Annotated in this window: 13 protein-coding genes and 2 pseudogenes; 6 read left to right on the top strand and 9 right to left on the bottom strand. The window is 44.4% G+C overall.

Translation table 11 applies throughout. The features are described from left to right. Positions 1–326 (top strand): annotated as a pseudogene (locus tag A136_RS19540) (methyl-accepting chemotaxis protein); the annotation flags it as partial. Positions 327–441: 115 nt separating this feature from the next. Here A136_RS19540 and A136_RS19535 read toward each other — a convergent pair. Continuing rightward, positions 442–1,251 carry a sterol desaturase family protein gene (locus A136_RS19535; protein ID WP_017063884.1) on the bottom strand — a complete coding sequence of 270 codons (810 nt, stop codon included), beginning with the start codon at positions 1,249–1,251 and terminating at the stop codon, positions 442–444. Between the two features lie 68 nt (positions 1,252–1,319). On the opposite strand from A136_RS19535, the gene A136_RS19530 reads away from it, so the two are divergent. Together A136_RS19530 and nagK are read left to right on the top strand one after the other, a co-directional pair. Continuing rightward, complete coding sequence (locus A136_RS19530; protein WP_017080483.1) at positions 1,320–2,066, top strand: tRNA-uridine aminocarboxypropyltransferase; 747 nt, start codon at positions 1,320–1,322, stop codon at positions 2,064–2,066. Positions 2,067–2,229: 163 nt separating this feature from the next. Further along, positions 2,230–3,138, top strand: coding sequence for an N-acetylglucosamine kinase (nagK, locus tag A136_RS19525; protein ID WP_004733781.1), 909 nt, complete (start codon positions 2,230–2,232; stop codon positions 3,136–3,138). 179 nt (positions 3,139–3,317) lie between these two features. Here the strand turns inward: nagK and A136_RS19520 are convergent, their stop codons facing one another. The 6 genes from A136_RS19520 to A136_RS19495 all read right to left on the bottom strand — a co-directional run bounded on the left by A136_RS19520 (position 3,318) and on the right by A136_RS19495 (position 8,691). Further along, positions 3,318–3,584, bottom strand: coding sequence for a DUF2960 family protein (locus A136_RS19520; protein WP_017063882.1), 267 nt, complete (start codon positions 3,582–3,584; stop codon positions 3,318–3,320). A gap of 282 nt (positions 3,585–3,866) precedes the next feature. Continuing rightward, positions 3,867–5,684 (bottom strand): bifunctional molybdopterin-guanine dinucleotide biosynthesis adaptor protein MobB/molybdopterin molybdotransferase MoeA, encoded by a 1,818-nt coding sequence (locus A136_RS19515; protein ID WP_017063881.1) that lies wholly within the window; start codon positions 5,682–5,684, stop codon positions 3,867–3,869. Further along, positions 5,684–6,268: a molybdenum cofactor guanylyltransferase MobA gene (mobA, locus tag A136_RS19510; RefSeq protein WP_004733776.1), complete on the bottom strand. Its 585-nt coding sequence runs from the start codon at positions 6,266–6,268 to the stop codon at positions 5,684–5,686. The genes A136_RS19515 and mobA overlap by 1 nt, the downstream gene beginning before the upstream one ends. Further along, on the bottom strand, positions 6,246–6,965 hold the full coding sequence (locus A136_RS19505) for an energy-coupling factor ABC transporter ATP-binding protein (RefSeq protein WP_004733775.1): 720 nt from the start codon (positions 6,963–6,965) through the stop codon (positions 6,246–6,248). The genes mobA and A136_RS19505 overlap by 23 nt, the downstream gene beginning before the upstream one ends. Positions 6,966–6,975: 10 nt before the next feature. Beyond that, positions 6,976–7,674, bottom strand: a complete 699-nt coding sequence (locus tag A136_RS19500; protein ID WP_017059610.1) for an ABC transporter permease — start codon at positions 7,672–7,674, stop codon at positions 6,976–6,978. 210 nt (positions 7,675–7,884) lie between these two features. Continuing rightward, positions 7,885–8,691 carry a substrate-binding domain-containing protein gene (locus tag A136_RS19495; RefSeq protein ID WP_017063880.1) on the bottom strand — a complete coding sequence of 269 codons (807 nt, stop codon included), beginning with the start codon at positions 8,689–8,691 and terminating at the stop codon, positions 7,885–7,887. 303 nt (positions 8,692–8,994) lie between these two features. On the opposite strand from A136_RS19495, the gene A136_RS19490 reads away from it, so the two are divergent. From A136_RS19490 to A136_RS19480, 3 genes and pseudogenes are all read left to right on the top strand, one after another. Beyond that, on the top strand, positions 8,995–10,458 hold the full coding sequence (locus A136_RS19490) for a sigma-54-dependent transcriptional regulator (protein ID WP_029224128.1): 1,464 nt from the start codon (positions 8,995–8,997) through the stop codon (positions 10,456–10,458). Continuing rightward, positions 10,448–12,475: a sensor histidine kinase gene (locus tag A136_RS19485; protein ID WP_017063878.1), complete on the top strand. Its 2,028-nt coding sequence runs from the start codon at positions 10,448–10,450 to the stop codon at positions 12,473–12,475. Before A136_RS19490 ends, A136_RS19485 begins: the two co-directional genes overlap by 11 nt. Positions 12,476–12,776: 301 nt before the next feature. Then, a pseudogene (locus tag A136_RS19480) lies at positions 12,777–13,334 on the top strand (methyl-accepting chemotaxis protein); the annotation flags it as partial. 127 nt (positions 13,335–13,461) lie between these two features. On the opposite strand, the gene A136_RS19475 reads toward A136_RS19480, so the two are convergent. Together A136_RS19475 and A136_RS19470 are read right to left on the bottom strand one after the other, a co-directional pair. Next, entirely contained in the window at positions 13,462–14,349 is an 888-nt protein-coding gene (locus A136_RS19475; RefSeq protein WP_017063876.1) for a mechanosensitive ion channel family protein, read from the bottom strand. A gap of 1 nt (position 14,350) precedes the next feature. Continuing rightward, positions 14,351–16,696, bottom strand: a complete 2,346-nt coding sequence (locus A136_RS19470; RefSeq protein ID WP_017063875.1) for an ATP-binding protein — start codon at positions 16,694–16,696, stop codon at positions 14,351–14,353. Positions 16,697–16,785: the final 89 nt, after the last annotated feature.

Genomic DNA, 16,785 nt, shown 5'->3' with positions numbered 1-16,785 from the left:
TAGCGGCAGCCGATCGCTCACGTGCTTCTGTAACGGAATCGAGAAGTGAGATGGCCAATGCACTGGAAACCAGTGGCGATGTAAGACAAGCCTTCGAGAAAATCGAATTTGCGGTTAGCCAGATCAAAGGGCGTGTTGAGCAAATCATGGTGGCTACCGAAGAACAAGCTCGTGCAACTGTCGATGTTACCCATTCAATCACTCGAGTATCTGAGCAGGGCGAGAATACTAAGCTGCAACTTGAATCTATGATCGAGAGTTCAGAGCAAGTCGGAGAGATAGCAGGGCACCAACAAGCCATGCTTCATAAGTACGTATTGAAGTAAGTGTGTCAACGTCGTCCGGAAGTGGGAATTGCCGCTGAAAGGTGAGAAGCTACGCATATAAAAATGGTGCAATCTCTTATGAGTTTGCGCCATTTTTTATTATTTTCTTGAGGCGTTAGGTCTTGTCTTTCGAATGAGGGAAGGAAGCGAATGGTTGGCGTAACATTAAATCTAGCCGTTGCTCTTTACCATCTTGAATCTCGGGAACACCAATAAGCACCTTGTCATGACCAAGCTTGGGTTGGGCGCGGTAAGTCTTAAACCAGATGTCCCACACAGATAAAAAGAAGCCAAAGTTTGAGTGCGTTTCCTTAACAATGACCGAGTGATGAACGCGGTGCATGTCTGGTGTCACAATCACTTTTCTCAATCGTTTATCGAACCATAGCGGAAGACGTGCATTGCTATGGTTAAACATCGCGCTCGCATTAAGAACAATTTCAAAGATCACGACAGCAATGACAGGCACACCAAGTGCGATCACCAAACTTACCTTGATGAGCATTGAAAGAATCATCTCAATAGGGTGAAAGCGCGTTCCGGTTGTGACATCGATATCTAGATCCGCATGGTGAACTCGATGTAGCTTCCACAACCAAGGAACACGGTGAAACACCAAGTGCTGTAGGTAAATGGCACAATCCAAGAGCAATACACAGATCAGAATGGTCAATTCTTTCGGAAGTGACAGGGTATTGAACAGACCCCATTGGTTTTCTTGTGCGATAACCGCCGCTTGAAATGCTGCGATAGGAATTATAGTGGCCAATAGAAAGCTGTTCAAAGCGACTAACGCAAAGTTGTTTCCCCAGCGAAACCATTTGCTTTGAGTCAGTGCTTTACGTGGAAAACGGTATTCCCAAAGCGCACACAATCCAAAAACGACAATAAAACAAACAAGGCGAAGCAGTGATGGGTCTTGCATGGGAATTCCTTCTATCATTCTAAGGACACTGTAAGTACAATCGTGCCACTTTTCTAGAGTTATCGTTATTGTCCATGAGAATCCACGCTTTTCACCGTTTATATCAACATCGTTTGTCCATTGCTACCAAACCGTTTAATGCGCGCGGGTGTAAAGTCGTGCGATGTGAATTCTGTAAAATCAAACAAGACAGCTGTATCTGTGAACATCAACCTAACGTTGATACGAACGTCGCGACTATGTTGATCTTGTCAGACAACGAAATCTTAAAGCCAAGTAACACTGGTCGTTTGATTGTTGATACGGTTAAAGACAGTTACGCCTACCTTTGGCATCGTACTGAGCCAAATCAAGAGATGTTGGATGTCCTCAAAGATGACAAATACCAACCTGTGATCGTATTCCCTGAAGACTATACCGACGACAAAACGCGCGTAGTTCAAGATCTGCCACAAATGCGTGACCCAAACAAAACACTATTGCTGATTTTCATTGATGGCAGTTGGCGCGAAGCACGACGTATCTTCCGTCGCTCAGAGTATCTGCAAGATTTACCGGTGTTGTCGATTGAGCCGGAATCGGTTTCTCAATACATGATGCGTAAGTCAGACAACGAACAACATCTATCAACGGCCGAAGTAGCGAGCTTAGTTTTGAAACAAGCCGGTGAAGAACAGGGCGCTAAGACTTTACAGCTATGGTTTGAAGCATTTCGTGAAAGCTACATGTTGAGTAAGACACGTTATAAATCGGATCCAACCAAACCAAGCCTGAATGCTTTCATAGAGCATACTAAAAGTGAGACGTCACTCTAACCTTTAACCGCTTTGTGCTGACTTGTTGTTCAAACAGATTCGAACACGAGATAAGTTTGTTATCTATCACGGTTTGTAGGGGGAGTGTTATGGATAATGCTTCCTAGTTGTTTAATTTAAAAATTTTATTTGCCCGAATTTAGGGAAAAATTGGAGAGATTTCATGTATTACGGCTTTGATGTTGGCGGCACAAAAATTGAGTTTGGTGCGTTCAATGAAAAACTTGAGCGAGTAGCAACCGAACGCGTACCAACGCCTACTGAAGATTATCAACTGCTACTTGATACGATTGCCGGTTTGGTAAAAAAATACGATAGCGAATTCTCTTGCGAAGGCAAAATTGGCCTTGGTCTTCCAGGCATGGAAGATGCGGACGACGGCACTATGCTTGTTGTTAACGTACCGGCTTCAACAGGTAAGCCATTACGCAAAGACTTAGAAGCGCTGATTGGTCGTAGTGTTAAAATCGAGAACGATGCGAACTGTTTTGCGCTGTCTGAAGCGTGGGATGATGAATTGAAAGATGAACCATCAGTAGCTGGCCTAATTCTAGGTACTGGTTTTGGTGGTGGTTTGGTTTTTGATGGCAAAGTATTTTCAGGACGTAACCACGTTGCTGGCGAGCTCGGCCATATGCGTCTTCCTATTGATGCATGGTTCCACCTTGGCGACAACGCACCGTTACTAGGCTGTGGTTGTGGCAAGAAAGGTTGTTTAGACAGCTACCTATCTGGTCGCGGCTTTGAACTGATTTATGAGCACTACTTCGGTGAGAAAAAGAAAGCGATTGAAATCATCCAAGCGTACAACGAAGGCGAAGCAAAAGCAGCTGAGCACGTTGACCGTTTCATGGAACTATTGGCTATCTGTTTCGCAAACCTATTTACTGCACTTGACCCGCATGTTGTAGCACTAGGTGGTGGACTTTCAAACTTCGAACTTATCTACGAAGAGATGCCAAAGCGTGTTCCTAAATACCTATTGTCTGTAGCGAAATGTCCAAAGATCATCAAAGCGAAGCACGGTGATTCAGGTGGCGTTCGTGGTGCTGCATTCCTTAACATTAAGTAATCGTGACTTAAGTTAAGCTAGCTAAGGTTAGATAGTTAAAAAGTACAAATAAAAATGCCGCAATCTCGAAAGAGGTTGCGGCATTTTTTATTGTTCGGTGCTTTCGTTTCTTTAGCTATTAGCTGTTAACTACAAACGAAAAGCTAGAAACGACATATCAAGAAAAGAGCCAAGAGGGCTTACTTCTTCTTTTTACCAACACCAAGATTGTCTTTTTGCTTCAACGTAAGCTTAGTAAAGCCAAGCTTGCGGAAGTAGTTGTCTTGGTAGTTGCGAACCGCTTTAGTATCAGAAATCAACTCAAGCTGTTGCTCAGTTTTTAGATACTCAGAGATATCGATGCCTTCAGCTGCAGCAACAGCTTCTTGGATCGTGCGGTGTTCTTGTTTTGAAAACAGTAACTCTTTGTCTTCGTCTTTGTAAGTGTACAGAATGGTACGAGCCATGGTTGCTCTCCAATAGAATTATTACTTTGCGCGCACTCTACATAAAAACCGTACGTGGCTCAAGGTAATGGTAAGAAATCTTAAGATTATCGTTCTAAACGTTTAGCGTAATTTAAGCTATTTGTCTTTTAGGAAACGAACAGGTTGTTTTTTCACGAAACGAAAAAAACAAAAGCCCCTTAACATTGAAAAATCTATATAGGGGCTTCGTTTATGTTTTGGCGAAGATCTTCCAAATCATTTAAAAAGCAGCTAAGTCAATTTAGGTGTTTGAGCTTTGAATCAAACACGACCTTGCAGAGGAATGATCGTCACTGTCTCGCCAACTTTCACAGTATCAACTGCTGGAGAGATTTCGATTAAGCAGTTCGCTTCACTCATTGAACGCAGAATACCTGAACCTTGCTTGCCCGTTGTTTTCACTTCAAGCACGCCAGATTCATTCATTGAGAACACACCACGGCTAAATTCAGTACGGCCTTGGCGTGAGCGCAGTTGTTCAGTTGCTACAGCATTTGCTTTTACTGGTGTCCAGTTCGTTTGACCTTGAAGCTTGCGGATCGCAGGCTCAACAAAGTTAATGAACGACACCATCACAGCAACAGTGTTACCCGGTAAACCAAAGAACGGCTTGTTCTCAATCTTACCGTAAGCCAATGGGCGACCTGGACGCATGTTGATACGCCAGAAGTTGATTTCACCCAGTTTATCTAACGCAAGCTTGATGTAATCCGCATCACCAACAGACACACCACCAGAAGTCAAAACCATATCGGTTTCAAGCGACGCAGAATGCAGCACATCCATCATCTTCTGCTCATCATCTTCAATGATGCCGTAATCGACGATGTCACAGCCGAGCTTTTGAAGCATGCCGATGATAGTAAAACGGTTCGAATCGTAAATAGAGTTTGGTTTTTGCTCGCTGCCCGGCGCTTGAACTTCATCACCCGTAGAGAACACACCCACTTTCACTTTACGCAGAACAGGGCAGGTACCAAAACCTAACGACGCCATCATGCCCATTTCTGGCGCTTCAATGCGTGTGCCACGTGTAAAGACAGGTTGGCCGATTTCTAAATCTTCACCTGCCATACGGACATTTTGTCCAACCGAGATTTTAGCATCAGGGAAGCTAACTTTATCGCCATCTTGGACGGCTTGTTCACGCATCACGACAACATCAACGCCTTCTGGCATTGGTGCGCCGGTCATGATTTTAACGGCTTCACCTTGTTGCACGATTTGCTCGTAGCTGTGACCCGCCATGACTTCAGCAACGATGTTGTAACTGTCCAATTCTAGATCTTCACTACGAATTGCATAACCGTCCATTGCAGAGTTGGTATTCTGAGGAACGTTGATTGGCGAAATCACATCTTCAGCCAGCACGCGGCCGTAGCCTTGCAGTAATTCAACACTCTCTGTGAGATCGAGTGCGTCAATGCTATCAACAATCTTTTGTTGGCCTTGAGTAACGGTTAAACCTGCAGGAGAGAACGAATCACAACAAACAGCTGGCGCTGCGTCTTTTGAAAGTGAGCATGACACGGCTCTGCCTGTTGTAGAGACAAGGTCAAAGGACTGCGCGTAATCGATGATGAAATCACGAATCGCTTCTAAGTCGCTGATCGCCATTTGTGGCAGTTCTGATTCCACTTGGCTGTCTGCAGCAATGGCAATAATGTTGTCATCGTTCGGGTATAACCAAGGTTTACCGACTTCATCTCTGTGCAATTCAATTTTAGGGAAAGCAATGTTCTTGCAACCTTCAACCAAAATCAGATCAAGCGTGTTGGTATCGAAACGTGTCAGAAGGTAATCAAAATCAGCTTCGGCTTCTGGCGTTTCTGTCATCATCACGTGACGGTTACGAGAAGCGATCAACATTTGATTCGCGCCCGCTTTACGTAAGCGGTAACTGTCTTTACCTGGCTTATCGACATCAAAATCGTGGTGAGCATGTTTAAGAACACCCACTTTTAAACCCGCATTAGTCAGCAGAGGCAGTAACGCTTCAAGTACCGTTGTTTTGCCTGTACCGCTATAAGCAGCAAAGCCCAATAGAGGAAGGTTAGGGCGTTGTTTTGAATCTTTCATTATTGAAGCGTTCCGAATTGGGTGAGTTCTTCTGGCGTGTTCAGATTAACAAAGCAGTTAGGAGAATCGCTAAAATCGACATATTCCGTGACACATTCTTTGTATAGCAAGATGATTTTACGATCACCACGTTCCAAAAACGCTTCTAGCTTTGGCAGAACACGTTTGTGGAATAGGGTGAATACAGGTTGCTTAAACTCGCCATCATGCGCGACAAGAATGTCACTGTCTTCTTTAACTGCAGAACAAAAACGCTCAACAAGGTCGTCACTGATTTGTGGGCTGTCGCAAGGGACAAAGCCGACCCAGTCTGTGCTCGCGTTTTTAAGGCCAGCATGAATACCGCCCAATGGACCTGGATAGTCAGGGAAGGAATCGGAAACAACCGGAGCAAATGCTTGGTAACTGTCTAAGTTACGGTTGGCATTGATGGTGATGCTGACATCTTGTTGTGACAGCTTGTTTATAACGTATTGAATAAGCGGAGAACCGTTGAGCTCAACAAGTCCTTTATCTTTTCCGCCCATGCGGCTGGCCTGTCCGCCAGCCAAAATAACCCAACTAGTTTGCGTTGGAAGCAGCATAAATATTCTCTTGTGCTTTATCTTTCTGAATAACTTGCAGAAGCGGCGATTCGGTCAAAGTATTGTCTTTGATCCACCATTGCTTCTTACATAAGTCGGTTAACGCGTTAGTTTGGTGACTAGTGATGACTAAACTCGCGCCTCTTTGAAGAAGATCTTCGGCCATTATCACCAATCTTTCAATAGATTCTTTGTCTAAAGAGGCACTTGGTTCATCCATAAGCAAGATTGACGGCTTAAGAATCCAGGCTCGTGCCATTGCAACGCGTTGACGCTCACCACCAGACAACACAGAAATGTGTTCATCTGCCAAGGTTTCTAAACCTACCATTCTCAATGCATTAATTATTTGAGCTCGCTTATCTTTTTGGCTCTCTTTGTTAAAGCGAATGCCATAAGCGACATTTTGGTACACCGAACCATCAAAAAGATAGGGGGTTTGATGCAGGTAGATAATGTCTTTAAACTTGAGCCTAGGAAATAAGATCTGCTGCCAGCTTTGTGTCGGAGACTGAATGCGGCCAGAGCTGGGCTGAATCAATCCAGACAATATTTTAAGTAGGGTCGTTTTACCCACACCATTATCTCCTTTGAGATAAATGGCATCGTTGGGGCCGATCGACAATTCGGGAATATGGAACAAAACACGCTCTTTGTAGCGCATTGAAATTTGCTGCGTTGTTATTTTTATACTCATGACAGCGTTCCTAAGTTCTTAAATAGCCTTTTCCTCTCACACTGGAAAGGAAAAAGTTAAGGGCTAATGCCAATGCTAATAACACCATACCGAGGGCGACGCCTTGAGCGAATGCGCCTTTGTGGCTTTCCATAGCGATAGCTGTTGGGATGTTTCTTGTCATCCCCATAATGTTGCCACCGACCATCATTGAACAACCAACCTCAGTGACGATACGAGAGAAGGCAGCGATAGTTGCAGCTAAAAGAGGGAAGCGCGTTTCCCAAATTAACGTACACGCCACACGAGTCGTTGATACGCCAAGCGTGCGCGCCGTTTCAACCGCTCGGCGGTCACTGGCCTGCAGAGCGCCGTGCATCATCGCGACTAGGATTGGGAAACAGATCAGCATCTGACCTAGAATCATCGCCTTTTGGGTGAACAGTAATTCCCAATCACCTAACGGGCCAGAGCGAGAGAGCATCATGTACATCAACAAACCGATAACCACGGTTGGGATAGCTTGCAGGGTGTTGATCACCGATAATAATGCCCACTTCCCGGGGAACTCGGTATAAGCCAATAAGAAAGCCATGATGATTGCAGGAATAATCACTAATGAGATGGCGGACAAAGATACGCTGAAAGATACCGCGACGATTTTCCACAATTCGTGGTCAAAACTCACTAGTAGGTTCATTGCATCAATCGTTGTTTGCCATAGGGTCATGAAGTATCTCGTGTGAATCGATAATAGGTCTTTATCGGTAATGACTGATGTTAATCATAGCTGACACAATATTATTGAGCCTATATTGGCCAGCTATTGTTTCTTTAAATGCTTCAGTTAACTGGTTAGTTAAGCGTAGTGCTAATTGGAATTAGTACTTACAACAAACCATTCTCAGCTTGTTATAAACGAATCTACGCTGACGAAAAACTACTCTGCGCTCGCTACAAACAGCTGTTTGCCATGCAGTTTAAAGTCGTTAATCAGTTTCTGACCTTTAGGGTTCACCAACCAATCACTGAATACTTTCGCTGCTTGGTAGTTAATGCTTGGGTAGCGTTCTGGGTTAACAAGAATCACTTGGTAAGGGTTAAACAGGTTCTTGTCACCTTGGAAAAGGATTTTAAGATCCAATTTGTTTTGGTAAGCCAACCAAGTACCACGGTCTGTCATGGTGTAGCCTTGCATCTCTGACGCCATGTTCAAAGTAGGGCCCATGCCTTGACCAACACTGCGATAACCACCGAAGTTTGGTTCAATTTTAGTTTGTGCCCAAATACCCATCTCTTTCTTATGAGTACCAGAATCGTCACCACGAGAAACGAAGGTCACGTTATTGTTCGCGATTGCTTTGAACACATCAGTCACTGCTTTTTGAGATTCAATCTTCGCCGGATCGCTTTGAGGACCAACAATGACAAAGTCGTTGTACATCAGCTTGCGAGGTAGAACCCCGTAACCTTGTTCAACGAAATTCGCTTCAGCCTTTGGTGCGTGAGTCATCACTAGGTCTACATCGCCATTCTCACCCATACGAAGTGATTTACCTGTACCCGCCGCTAGAACATCAACTTTGATACCAGAATCTTTTTCGAACTCAGGTAATAAGTAGTCAAGTAGACCTGAGTGGTAGGTACTTGTGGTTGTTGCCAATTTGATATGGGTGGTGTCTTCCGCGCTGCTAGCCGTGTAACTGACGATAGATAGAGCTGCAATAGTTAGGGGAATTGCTTTCATTATTATTATGTCCATTCTGTTATAAATGAATGACATGCCTTCAGTTTTAACGGGCTCAAAAAAGGGCATGTGCATAAGACGCTAATTGTTGTAATTAGAAATCTACACCTTATAAGCAATCTTAATGCCAATAAATCATGCATCAGATCTCATTAAATTGCTGTTATTTCGGACAAAACTGCGTCATTTAACCCTCTAAAATGAATCAAAACATGAGCTAGGACAAAATGTCGCACATTGTCCCTGTTGCACAAAAGGTTAATTGGTACACTCTGTCCCAACTTTCCCCACCGGCTAATCATTATGTCTTTACCTAGTTCATCTGCACCCAACCTCAACCCGAACACATTGACTCAATATCAAGCGTTTTCCGTCTTGGTTGTGGATGATGAAATGGGTATGCAGGCTATTTTAAAGAAAGCACTGGGTAAGTTCTTTGGCAAGGTATCGAGTGCGGGTTCGGTTGAAGAAGCCGAAATACTGCGCTCGAGCGAGCATTTTGATCTCATTGTTCTTGATATCAACCTGCCAGGTCGGTCTGGTATTGAGTGGGAAGAGGCGTTTAACGACAACGACAAACGTGCCGATGTGATTTTCATGACAGGTTATGCTGATTTAGAGATGACGATATCTGCGCTTAAGCTTGGTGCTTCAGATTTTATTCTTAAGCCGTTCAACCTCGAACAAATGATACAAGCGGTTCTGCGTTGTATGGACAAGCGCCTTGACCAAAGAATGCAGTACGCGTTGAAGCGTGATGTTAGCCGTCATATCAAGACCGAATTAATCGGCAATTCAGACAAGACTAAACAGCTTAAATTGCTGATCAGTCAATTCGCACCGTCAAGAGCATCAGTTCTTATAGAAGGTGAGTCGGGTACGGGTAAAGAGTTAGTTGCTCGTGGTGTACATGAAGCTAGCAAGCGTAGCGGCCCATTTGTACCAATCAACTGTGGTGCAATTGCGCCTGAGCTTTTAGAAAGCGAATTGTTTGGCCACACGTCTGGTGCCTTTACTGGTGCGAAGAAAAACCGTGAAGGTCTATTCAGAGTCGCAAGTGGTGGCACCTTATTCCTTGATGAAATAGGTGAAATGCCATTGCCAATGCAAGCTGCGCTATTACGCGTACTAGAGCAACGCACAATTCGTCCAGTTGGCAGTGAGAAAGAGATCGCTGTCGATGTACGAGTCGTCGCAGCAACAAACCGAAACCTTCAAGAAGAGGTCGATAAAGGCCACTTCCGTCGCGATCTGTTCTACCGACTCAATGTACTTAAGATTGATGTTGTGCCATTGAGAGAGCGACCGTCTGATCTGATAGAGCTTGTTCCATACTTCACTCGTCTTTTATCAAGTGAACTGGGTATGCCGGTTCCAAACTGGGCACATGAAGATATCTTGGCAATGAATGAATACGAATGGCCGGGAAATATTCGCGAACTTAAGAACTTAGTCGAAAGATGCATTCTTTTAGACAAGCCACCAGCACACTATTGGCGCGAAGTGAATGGTGATCCAGCCCCAACCAGCATTTCAGTGACGGTGTCACATGGCGCGGAAATACCAAACTTAAATAATATAGACGCAGCTGAGGGTTACCCGAACACTTGGACACTCAAAGAAGTAGAAAAATCTCACATAGAACAACTGGTGAGTTTTCATGATGGCAATAAATCTGCAGCAGCGAGAGATCTCGGTGTGGCACGTAAAACACTAGAGCGTAAGTACAAAGAGTGGAACACAGAAGGCTCTGAATATGCCGATTAGACGTCATTGGTGGACAAAATGGGCGTTCCGGTTCAAAACCATGGTGCGTTATCGCCTGCTATTTCTAACATCCGCTCCCATCATTCTTACCTTATGTGCGCTTGTCGCTATAACACTGTATTGGTCAGTACATTACACGTGGCAGGGTGCTCTGATTGATGTCGATGAGCGTTTGGATGTTGCCGACAACAGTATCCATCTAATTCAGAACCAACAGGCCTATAACGTTCAAGCATTTGCTGAGTCTTACAACTTCCGAATCAAACTCACGAGTGATATTTCGAAAGAAGAGCTCACTCGTTGGGTTTCTGAAAACAAATCTCGCTATGAACTCGATTTCTTGCGCTGGCGTAGCGTCGAGAGCATGGAGAAAAAGCTTGAATACCTCAACCTGACACACAAAGAATCGTTCTTTAGTGTATTAAACCAAAACCAACTCAACGATTTAGACCAAAACCTTGCCAGGCAAGCCGAAGTCCCAATGCTCAATAGTCAAAATGTTGAAACTCGGGGTTTAGTTAGCCGCACCGTTGTATCGATTCGTGACAAGAATGATCACGTGATTGGTTTTCTTGATGGCGGGATCCTCCTTAATAACAGCACACAGTTGGTTGATCAGATCAGCAATCTCATTTATCCGCAACGCGAGGGCTTTAATCGCCGCATAGGTACCGTCACTGTGTTCCTTGATGACCTACGTGTCAGCACTAATGTACCGTTGAGCAGCGAAGAAAGTGCAGGGCGCGCAATTGGTACTCGTGTTTCTCACGAGGTTCATTCTAAAGTATTGAACGAAGGTAAAGAGTGGCTAGATAGAGCGTATGTTTACGACGCTTGGTACATCACTGCGTATCAACCGATTCATGACCAATTCGATAACGTCATCGGCATGCTTTATACCGGTTATTTGATTTGGCCATTAGTGGAAACATACTTGACTAACCTTGGTGAAATCAGCATTACGATTGTGTTGTTGTTACTGGCTTCTGGTTTGATCGTTCACCGTGGTGCGCGTGATCTTTTCAACCCAATTGAACGCATTCACAAAGTGGTGAAGCTAGTGCAGATGGGGCAAGACAAGCGAATTGGTACTCTTGGTTTGAACGATCAACACGAACTCACCTTACTCGCTAAGCAATTCGACAAGATGTTAGATTTGCTGCACGAACGTAATCAAGAGATTCAACAAGCTGCGTCTGAACTCGAATGTAAGGTTCATTCTCGTACTGCTAGCTTGAAAGAGAAAACCGAAGAACTCGAACTACATATCAAACTATTAAACCAAGCTCGAGACAAGCTGGTGGTCAACGAAAAGTTAGCCGCGCTAGGCGAATTAACCGCGGGCATTGCCCATGAGATTAATAATCCGACAGCGGTGATTCTTGGCAACGTCGAATTAATGAAGTTTGAACTCGGTGACGAAGTCGCTCGTGTAGATGAAGAAGTCCACGCGATCATGGAACAGATTGACCGAATCCGAAACATCACACGAAGCCTGCTTCAATACAGCCGACACGGCGGTGTACAAGACGAAATTACGTGGCAACATATCAATCCAATAGTGGATGAAAGTATTACGCTCGTAAAAACAGGCGCGAAAAAGAAAGGCATTGTCTACGTATCACACCTGCACGCTAAAACGTCTGTGGAAGTTAACCGAAACCAACTTTTGCAGATTTTGGTTAACCTACAGATGAACGCGATTCATGCCATGGACGGACAGGGCACATTAACTATCTCAAGTGAAGACTGGGTGGAGAATGGCGTGTCTCATGGTGCAATCGTTCATGTCGAAGACGAAGGCTGCGGTATCAAAGAAGAACAATTGAAACGCATCTTTTCGCCTTTCTACACCACCAAACGTGACGGTACAGGCTTAGGCTTATCAGTATCTCAAAGTATCTTGAGCCAAACGGGTGGCGAGATCCGAGTTGAATCTGAGGTAGGCAAGGGAAGCCGCTTTAGTATCTACCTTCAGCAAAAAGCGACACCACAGTTATTGGTCTCAAACCTATAATTTTTTTAGCTTTAACCTCGAATCGAATCCAACCATATTATCACCCGATAATATCTCTACTGCGCTTGGGCTATTAAATGAACGTTTCAGCCCAAGCACGAAAATCCTGCACTACTAAACTATCGTCAACTAAATCTCAACCTCTGACTGTTTGACGAGCACCTCTTTTTAAATATGTAACACAGTGTATATCTTTTGATCTTGATGCATATCATCTGAACTGTACGGATTTTTGATACATTGACCCCAAATTCATAATCAAAAAATATAATAAAGTCAGTCAGCTATGAAATTAAGTAACGCGAATAACTTAGTCAGAGATCTGCAATCAGGCGTGACTGAAATAAGCCAAGTCGTTGGTGTGATTCGTGATGTATCAGAACAAACGAACTTGTTAGCGCTCAACGCAGCAATAGAAGCGGCACGTGCAGGAGAGCAAGGAAGAGGATTCGCGGTTGTTGCTGATGAAGTTCGAAATCTTGCTAGCCGCACTCAGAATTCAACTAACGAAGTGCAATCCACGATTGAGAAACTGACTCAACAAGCAGAACGTACCTTTGAGGCAATGCAAAGCAGTAACGAGAAGGTTGACCACAGCGTTGTCGCGTCTAACGAAACTCGCCAACAACTCGATGTGATTGTGAATGAACTGCATAACGCTAACGACATGGTCGCGCAGATCGCCGCGGCCTCGGAGCAGCAAAGCACGGTAGCCACTGAAATGAGTGAAAGTGTCACTGGTATTCATCTCGCTGCAAATGAAGTGCTGCAGGCCTCACAATCGCTCGCAGAAGACAGTCAGAAAATGGCGAACACCACAGAGCACCTTACTGAGCAATTGAAATACTTTAAGGTTTAGCCTAAATACAACTGAGCTGAAGATAAAAAGCCCATAAAAAACACCTCCGCACTTGAGATAAGTTCGGAGGTGTTTTTATTTATGGTTAGTCATTTGCTATAAGAAACTAACGTCAAAAGCATCAAGCCTAATGCGCTGCCACTGAAATCTTCGGTGGGTTGATGTTGTGCTTCTTAAACTCTTTCATCACACGCAGGGTAATGTCGGTTTCAAACAGCTTCTCATACGCAGTATCCACAACATAAGCCTTACAGGTTAGCTGTATCGCTAGGTAGTTATCGGTAATCGTCTGTTTAACCAAAACCGTGACAGGCTTCGGTAAGTGGATGTAACGACTCGAAGACGCAGCTTCTTGAATTAAGTCACGGGCTAGGGTGATGTCTTCATCCATACCGACGTAAAACGGAATCACCACCTGCATGTCCAACGCACCGTAGTTACCACTGGTGGTCACTTCATTTAAGAACTTGTTGTTAGGAATGGTAATGATGTCATCGTTCAGCGTTCTCATTCGCACTGAACGCAAACCGATGGTAATGATATCTCCGTAGTTGCCTTCGAACGTGACGCGGTCACCAACTTGAAAGGGTCTATCAATCATTACCGTGATGCCCGCGATGAATGAAGCTGCCAAATCTTTAAGCGCAAAGCCGACTGACACGGCGAGTGTACCACCAATCAAAGCCAGTATTTGGTCGTTGATTCTAAAGCTCATCATGAACACGATAAGACCGGTGCTCACATAGATGAAGAACTGAGTAAACGACTGCAGTTTTTGTAGTAGCATTCGATATTGCACGAACTGACTACCAAAGCTGGTCACTAACGAGTTGATGAACTTAAGCAATAACCACATCGCAGCAATAACGATCATGGAGAAGAACACGCCGCTCCATCGCACAAGGCTCGCTATTTTAGATATGTTTTCTACGTTAGCTAACTCTTCCGTCGCAAAGGTCGGGAAACTGACAGCACTTGCCAAGCCAACAAATAGTAGGATAAATAACTTCTTCATTTTACTTCACCAGTAGATGTTGACGGTCGAGAACGTTCGTAATATGGCGGAACCAGTGCTCAGAAATCCGAGCCTTTTCTTCATGCCAACCAATATAACCACGGCTTTCAAAGTAACGCAGAATCCCCGTTATCTCTGCCGTGCTCAACTGTGTACATTCAGACAATACTTCCGGAGAAGCGATTTCCAGTTGTACGATAGAACGAAGTACAGCCAGCATAGGTTTCGGCATATTTTCCAGCTCCTGGGCTTCAGGAACATGGAACAGACGCACCACGGCTTGATCTGTCTCTTTGTTTCGGTTCAAAGAGAGTCGGAAGAAACGCAGCGCAACGGTAGGGTTGCCATCAGAATAGTGCCACAAAATTCGATAGAAACCTTGGCGTGCACGTTCTTCTTCACTCATATCATCTTGGTCCCATTGCTTAGGGACTACTAAACCATCAAAAGACAACGGCTTCTCAAGCTCCGTATTGATACGGCTATTTAGAAGTTCACCCACTTGTTTCTCTGTCCAACGCGGAAGGAAACACACCAAGTCAAACAGCAAACGTTCGCCACGCGCTCTATCCACAAATCGCCAGCTTGATTTGGCGATCGATATCACGACACGGTGGTTCTTTTTAGAACGACGCAGAAGGTTGGTCAAACGAATCAAATCAGACAGGCCACCGACCATTGGTTGCACCAGTCGTTGTGCGTTATCAATCGCGATAAGGTAAGTGGTATTGCTCTTACGAAGATGCGCTAATATTTGAATTTCAGTCGCTTCTTCGTCCAAGCCAATGCTCACGGCTAAATGCGCTAAAAGCTCTTGGTAACCCGCATAAGGGCAACTCACGTATACAGGCTCAGCGTTAGAGACTTTGTGCAGTAAGGTATATAGCAGCGTTGTCGCGCCGACACCACGTTCGCCAGACACAATACAGATAGCCGGGCTGTCTGACATTAAGTAGCGTGATAACTGCTTAATTTCATCTCCCGCGTAATCTATCAACGTACTGTCGATATTACCCGGAAGAATGTATTCATAGGTTTGATCGCCTTTGATTCGAACCAAGTTTTGCTGATTCTTATCAAGGTCAGACTGTTTAGCAACTTCAATTCTAAATAGATAAGCTAAGGCCTGGCTAAACAAAGTGTAATTGGATAGCAGGGCCATAATTCGATGTTGAAAGTTGTAAACACTCAACCATACGATGCCAATGGCCGTCGCCAATATATTAAGTAAGAAGGTATCCTTGCGGTTTACTGCCCAGTTCACCCATACCGGACGATCAGAGATGTGTTGCAGCGTATCGAAGACTTTCGCACGCCATAATCTAAGCACTGAAATGGTAACCAGTACAAACCAGAAAAATAGGGCGCTGTAGATCCAGCTATAGATAGTGCCTTTGCCTAGCGTGATACTCGATATTTGCAAAGTCACACCCGCAACAATGAAGCTCCAAACATAACGGTGAATGGTCGATAGGCGCAGCGCAATCACTTCTTGATTAGATGTGCGGCCCAAACGATACGCAAATTCCAAAATAAAGCTGATAGCAATCGAACCACCTAGAATCCACCAAGTGAAGATCTCAAGGAAAATCAGGTGTTGCAGGCTAGGGATGCTGGAGAGCACTCTTAGAGAAAGCGTAATCGCAATTAACCAAGCAATCGCACGATCAGCGCGGCTGATGTACCAGATCACACGTACTAAAAATGGAGGGTTCGTTTTCGCTTCAAGAAAATTAATTCTGAACAACTCAATCAAACGAGTGCTATTGGCAAGCCACCACGCTAAACCAAAATAGATAAACAACACTTTTAACGATGCACCAATCACAGGCACTGGCGAAATAAAGATGTCTTTAACGAGCGCTTTAAAGCTACGAATTTGGAAGTAAACAAGATACTCAATGTTGAGCTTGGTTAATTCCCACTCTTGCTTAAATTGAGTTACACCATAGGGGCCAAAACCCGTTAGGCGCTCTTTATTAGCGGAATTCGTCTGCTCTAACAGGTGTTGCTTGCTCACATTCAAGCTATTCAAAGTGACGTAACTGGTTTGAACGGCAAACCATTGATCGGCGTCGTTGTTCGCTCTGTAGGCTTTTATCTGTTGCTCGAAGGTTTTGATTTCCTGCTTTTGAACTTGTAGCACTTCAGCGAGCAATATATTGACTTGGCGTCTGTCCGACGGTTCCATAAAGAGGGGGTCGGGTAACGAATCAATTCGATCATCGAGATCAACAGCAGAATCGGATACCTGCGGCTGAGATTGTAAGTCATATTCCAAGTTGGCATGACTAGGCCAAGAGAGAATGGCCAAAGTGAGGATTAAGAAGCGCGATAGTGAACGCATAAAAGTCTCTTAGAATTATGAGGTTAGGATTACTATAGTTAGATAATCTGACTTTGTGAAATCCAACCCCGTGTCGGGGGCGAGTACTT

The sequence above is a fragment of the Vibrio crassostreae 9ZC13 genome (genome assembly GCF_000272045.2).
Classification (GTDB): domain Bacteria; phylum Pseudomonadota; class Gammaproteobacteria; order Enterobacterales; family Vibrionaceae; genus Vibrio; species Vibrio crassostreae_C.
The sequence above is the reverse complement of the archived record's forward strand: the minus strand, read 5'-3'. Positions and strand labels throughout refer to the sequence as shown.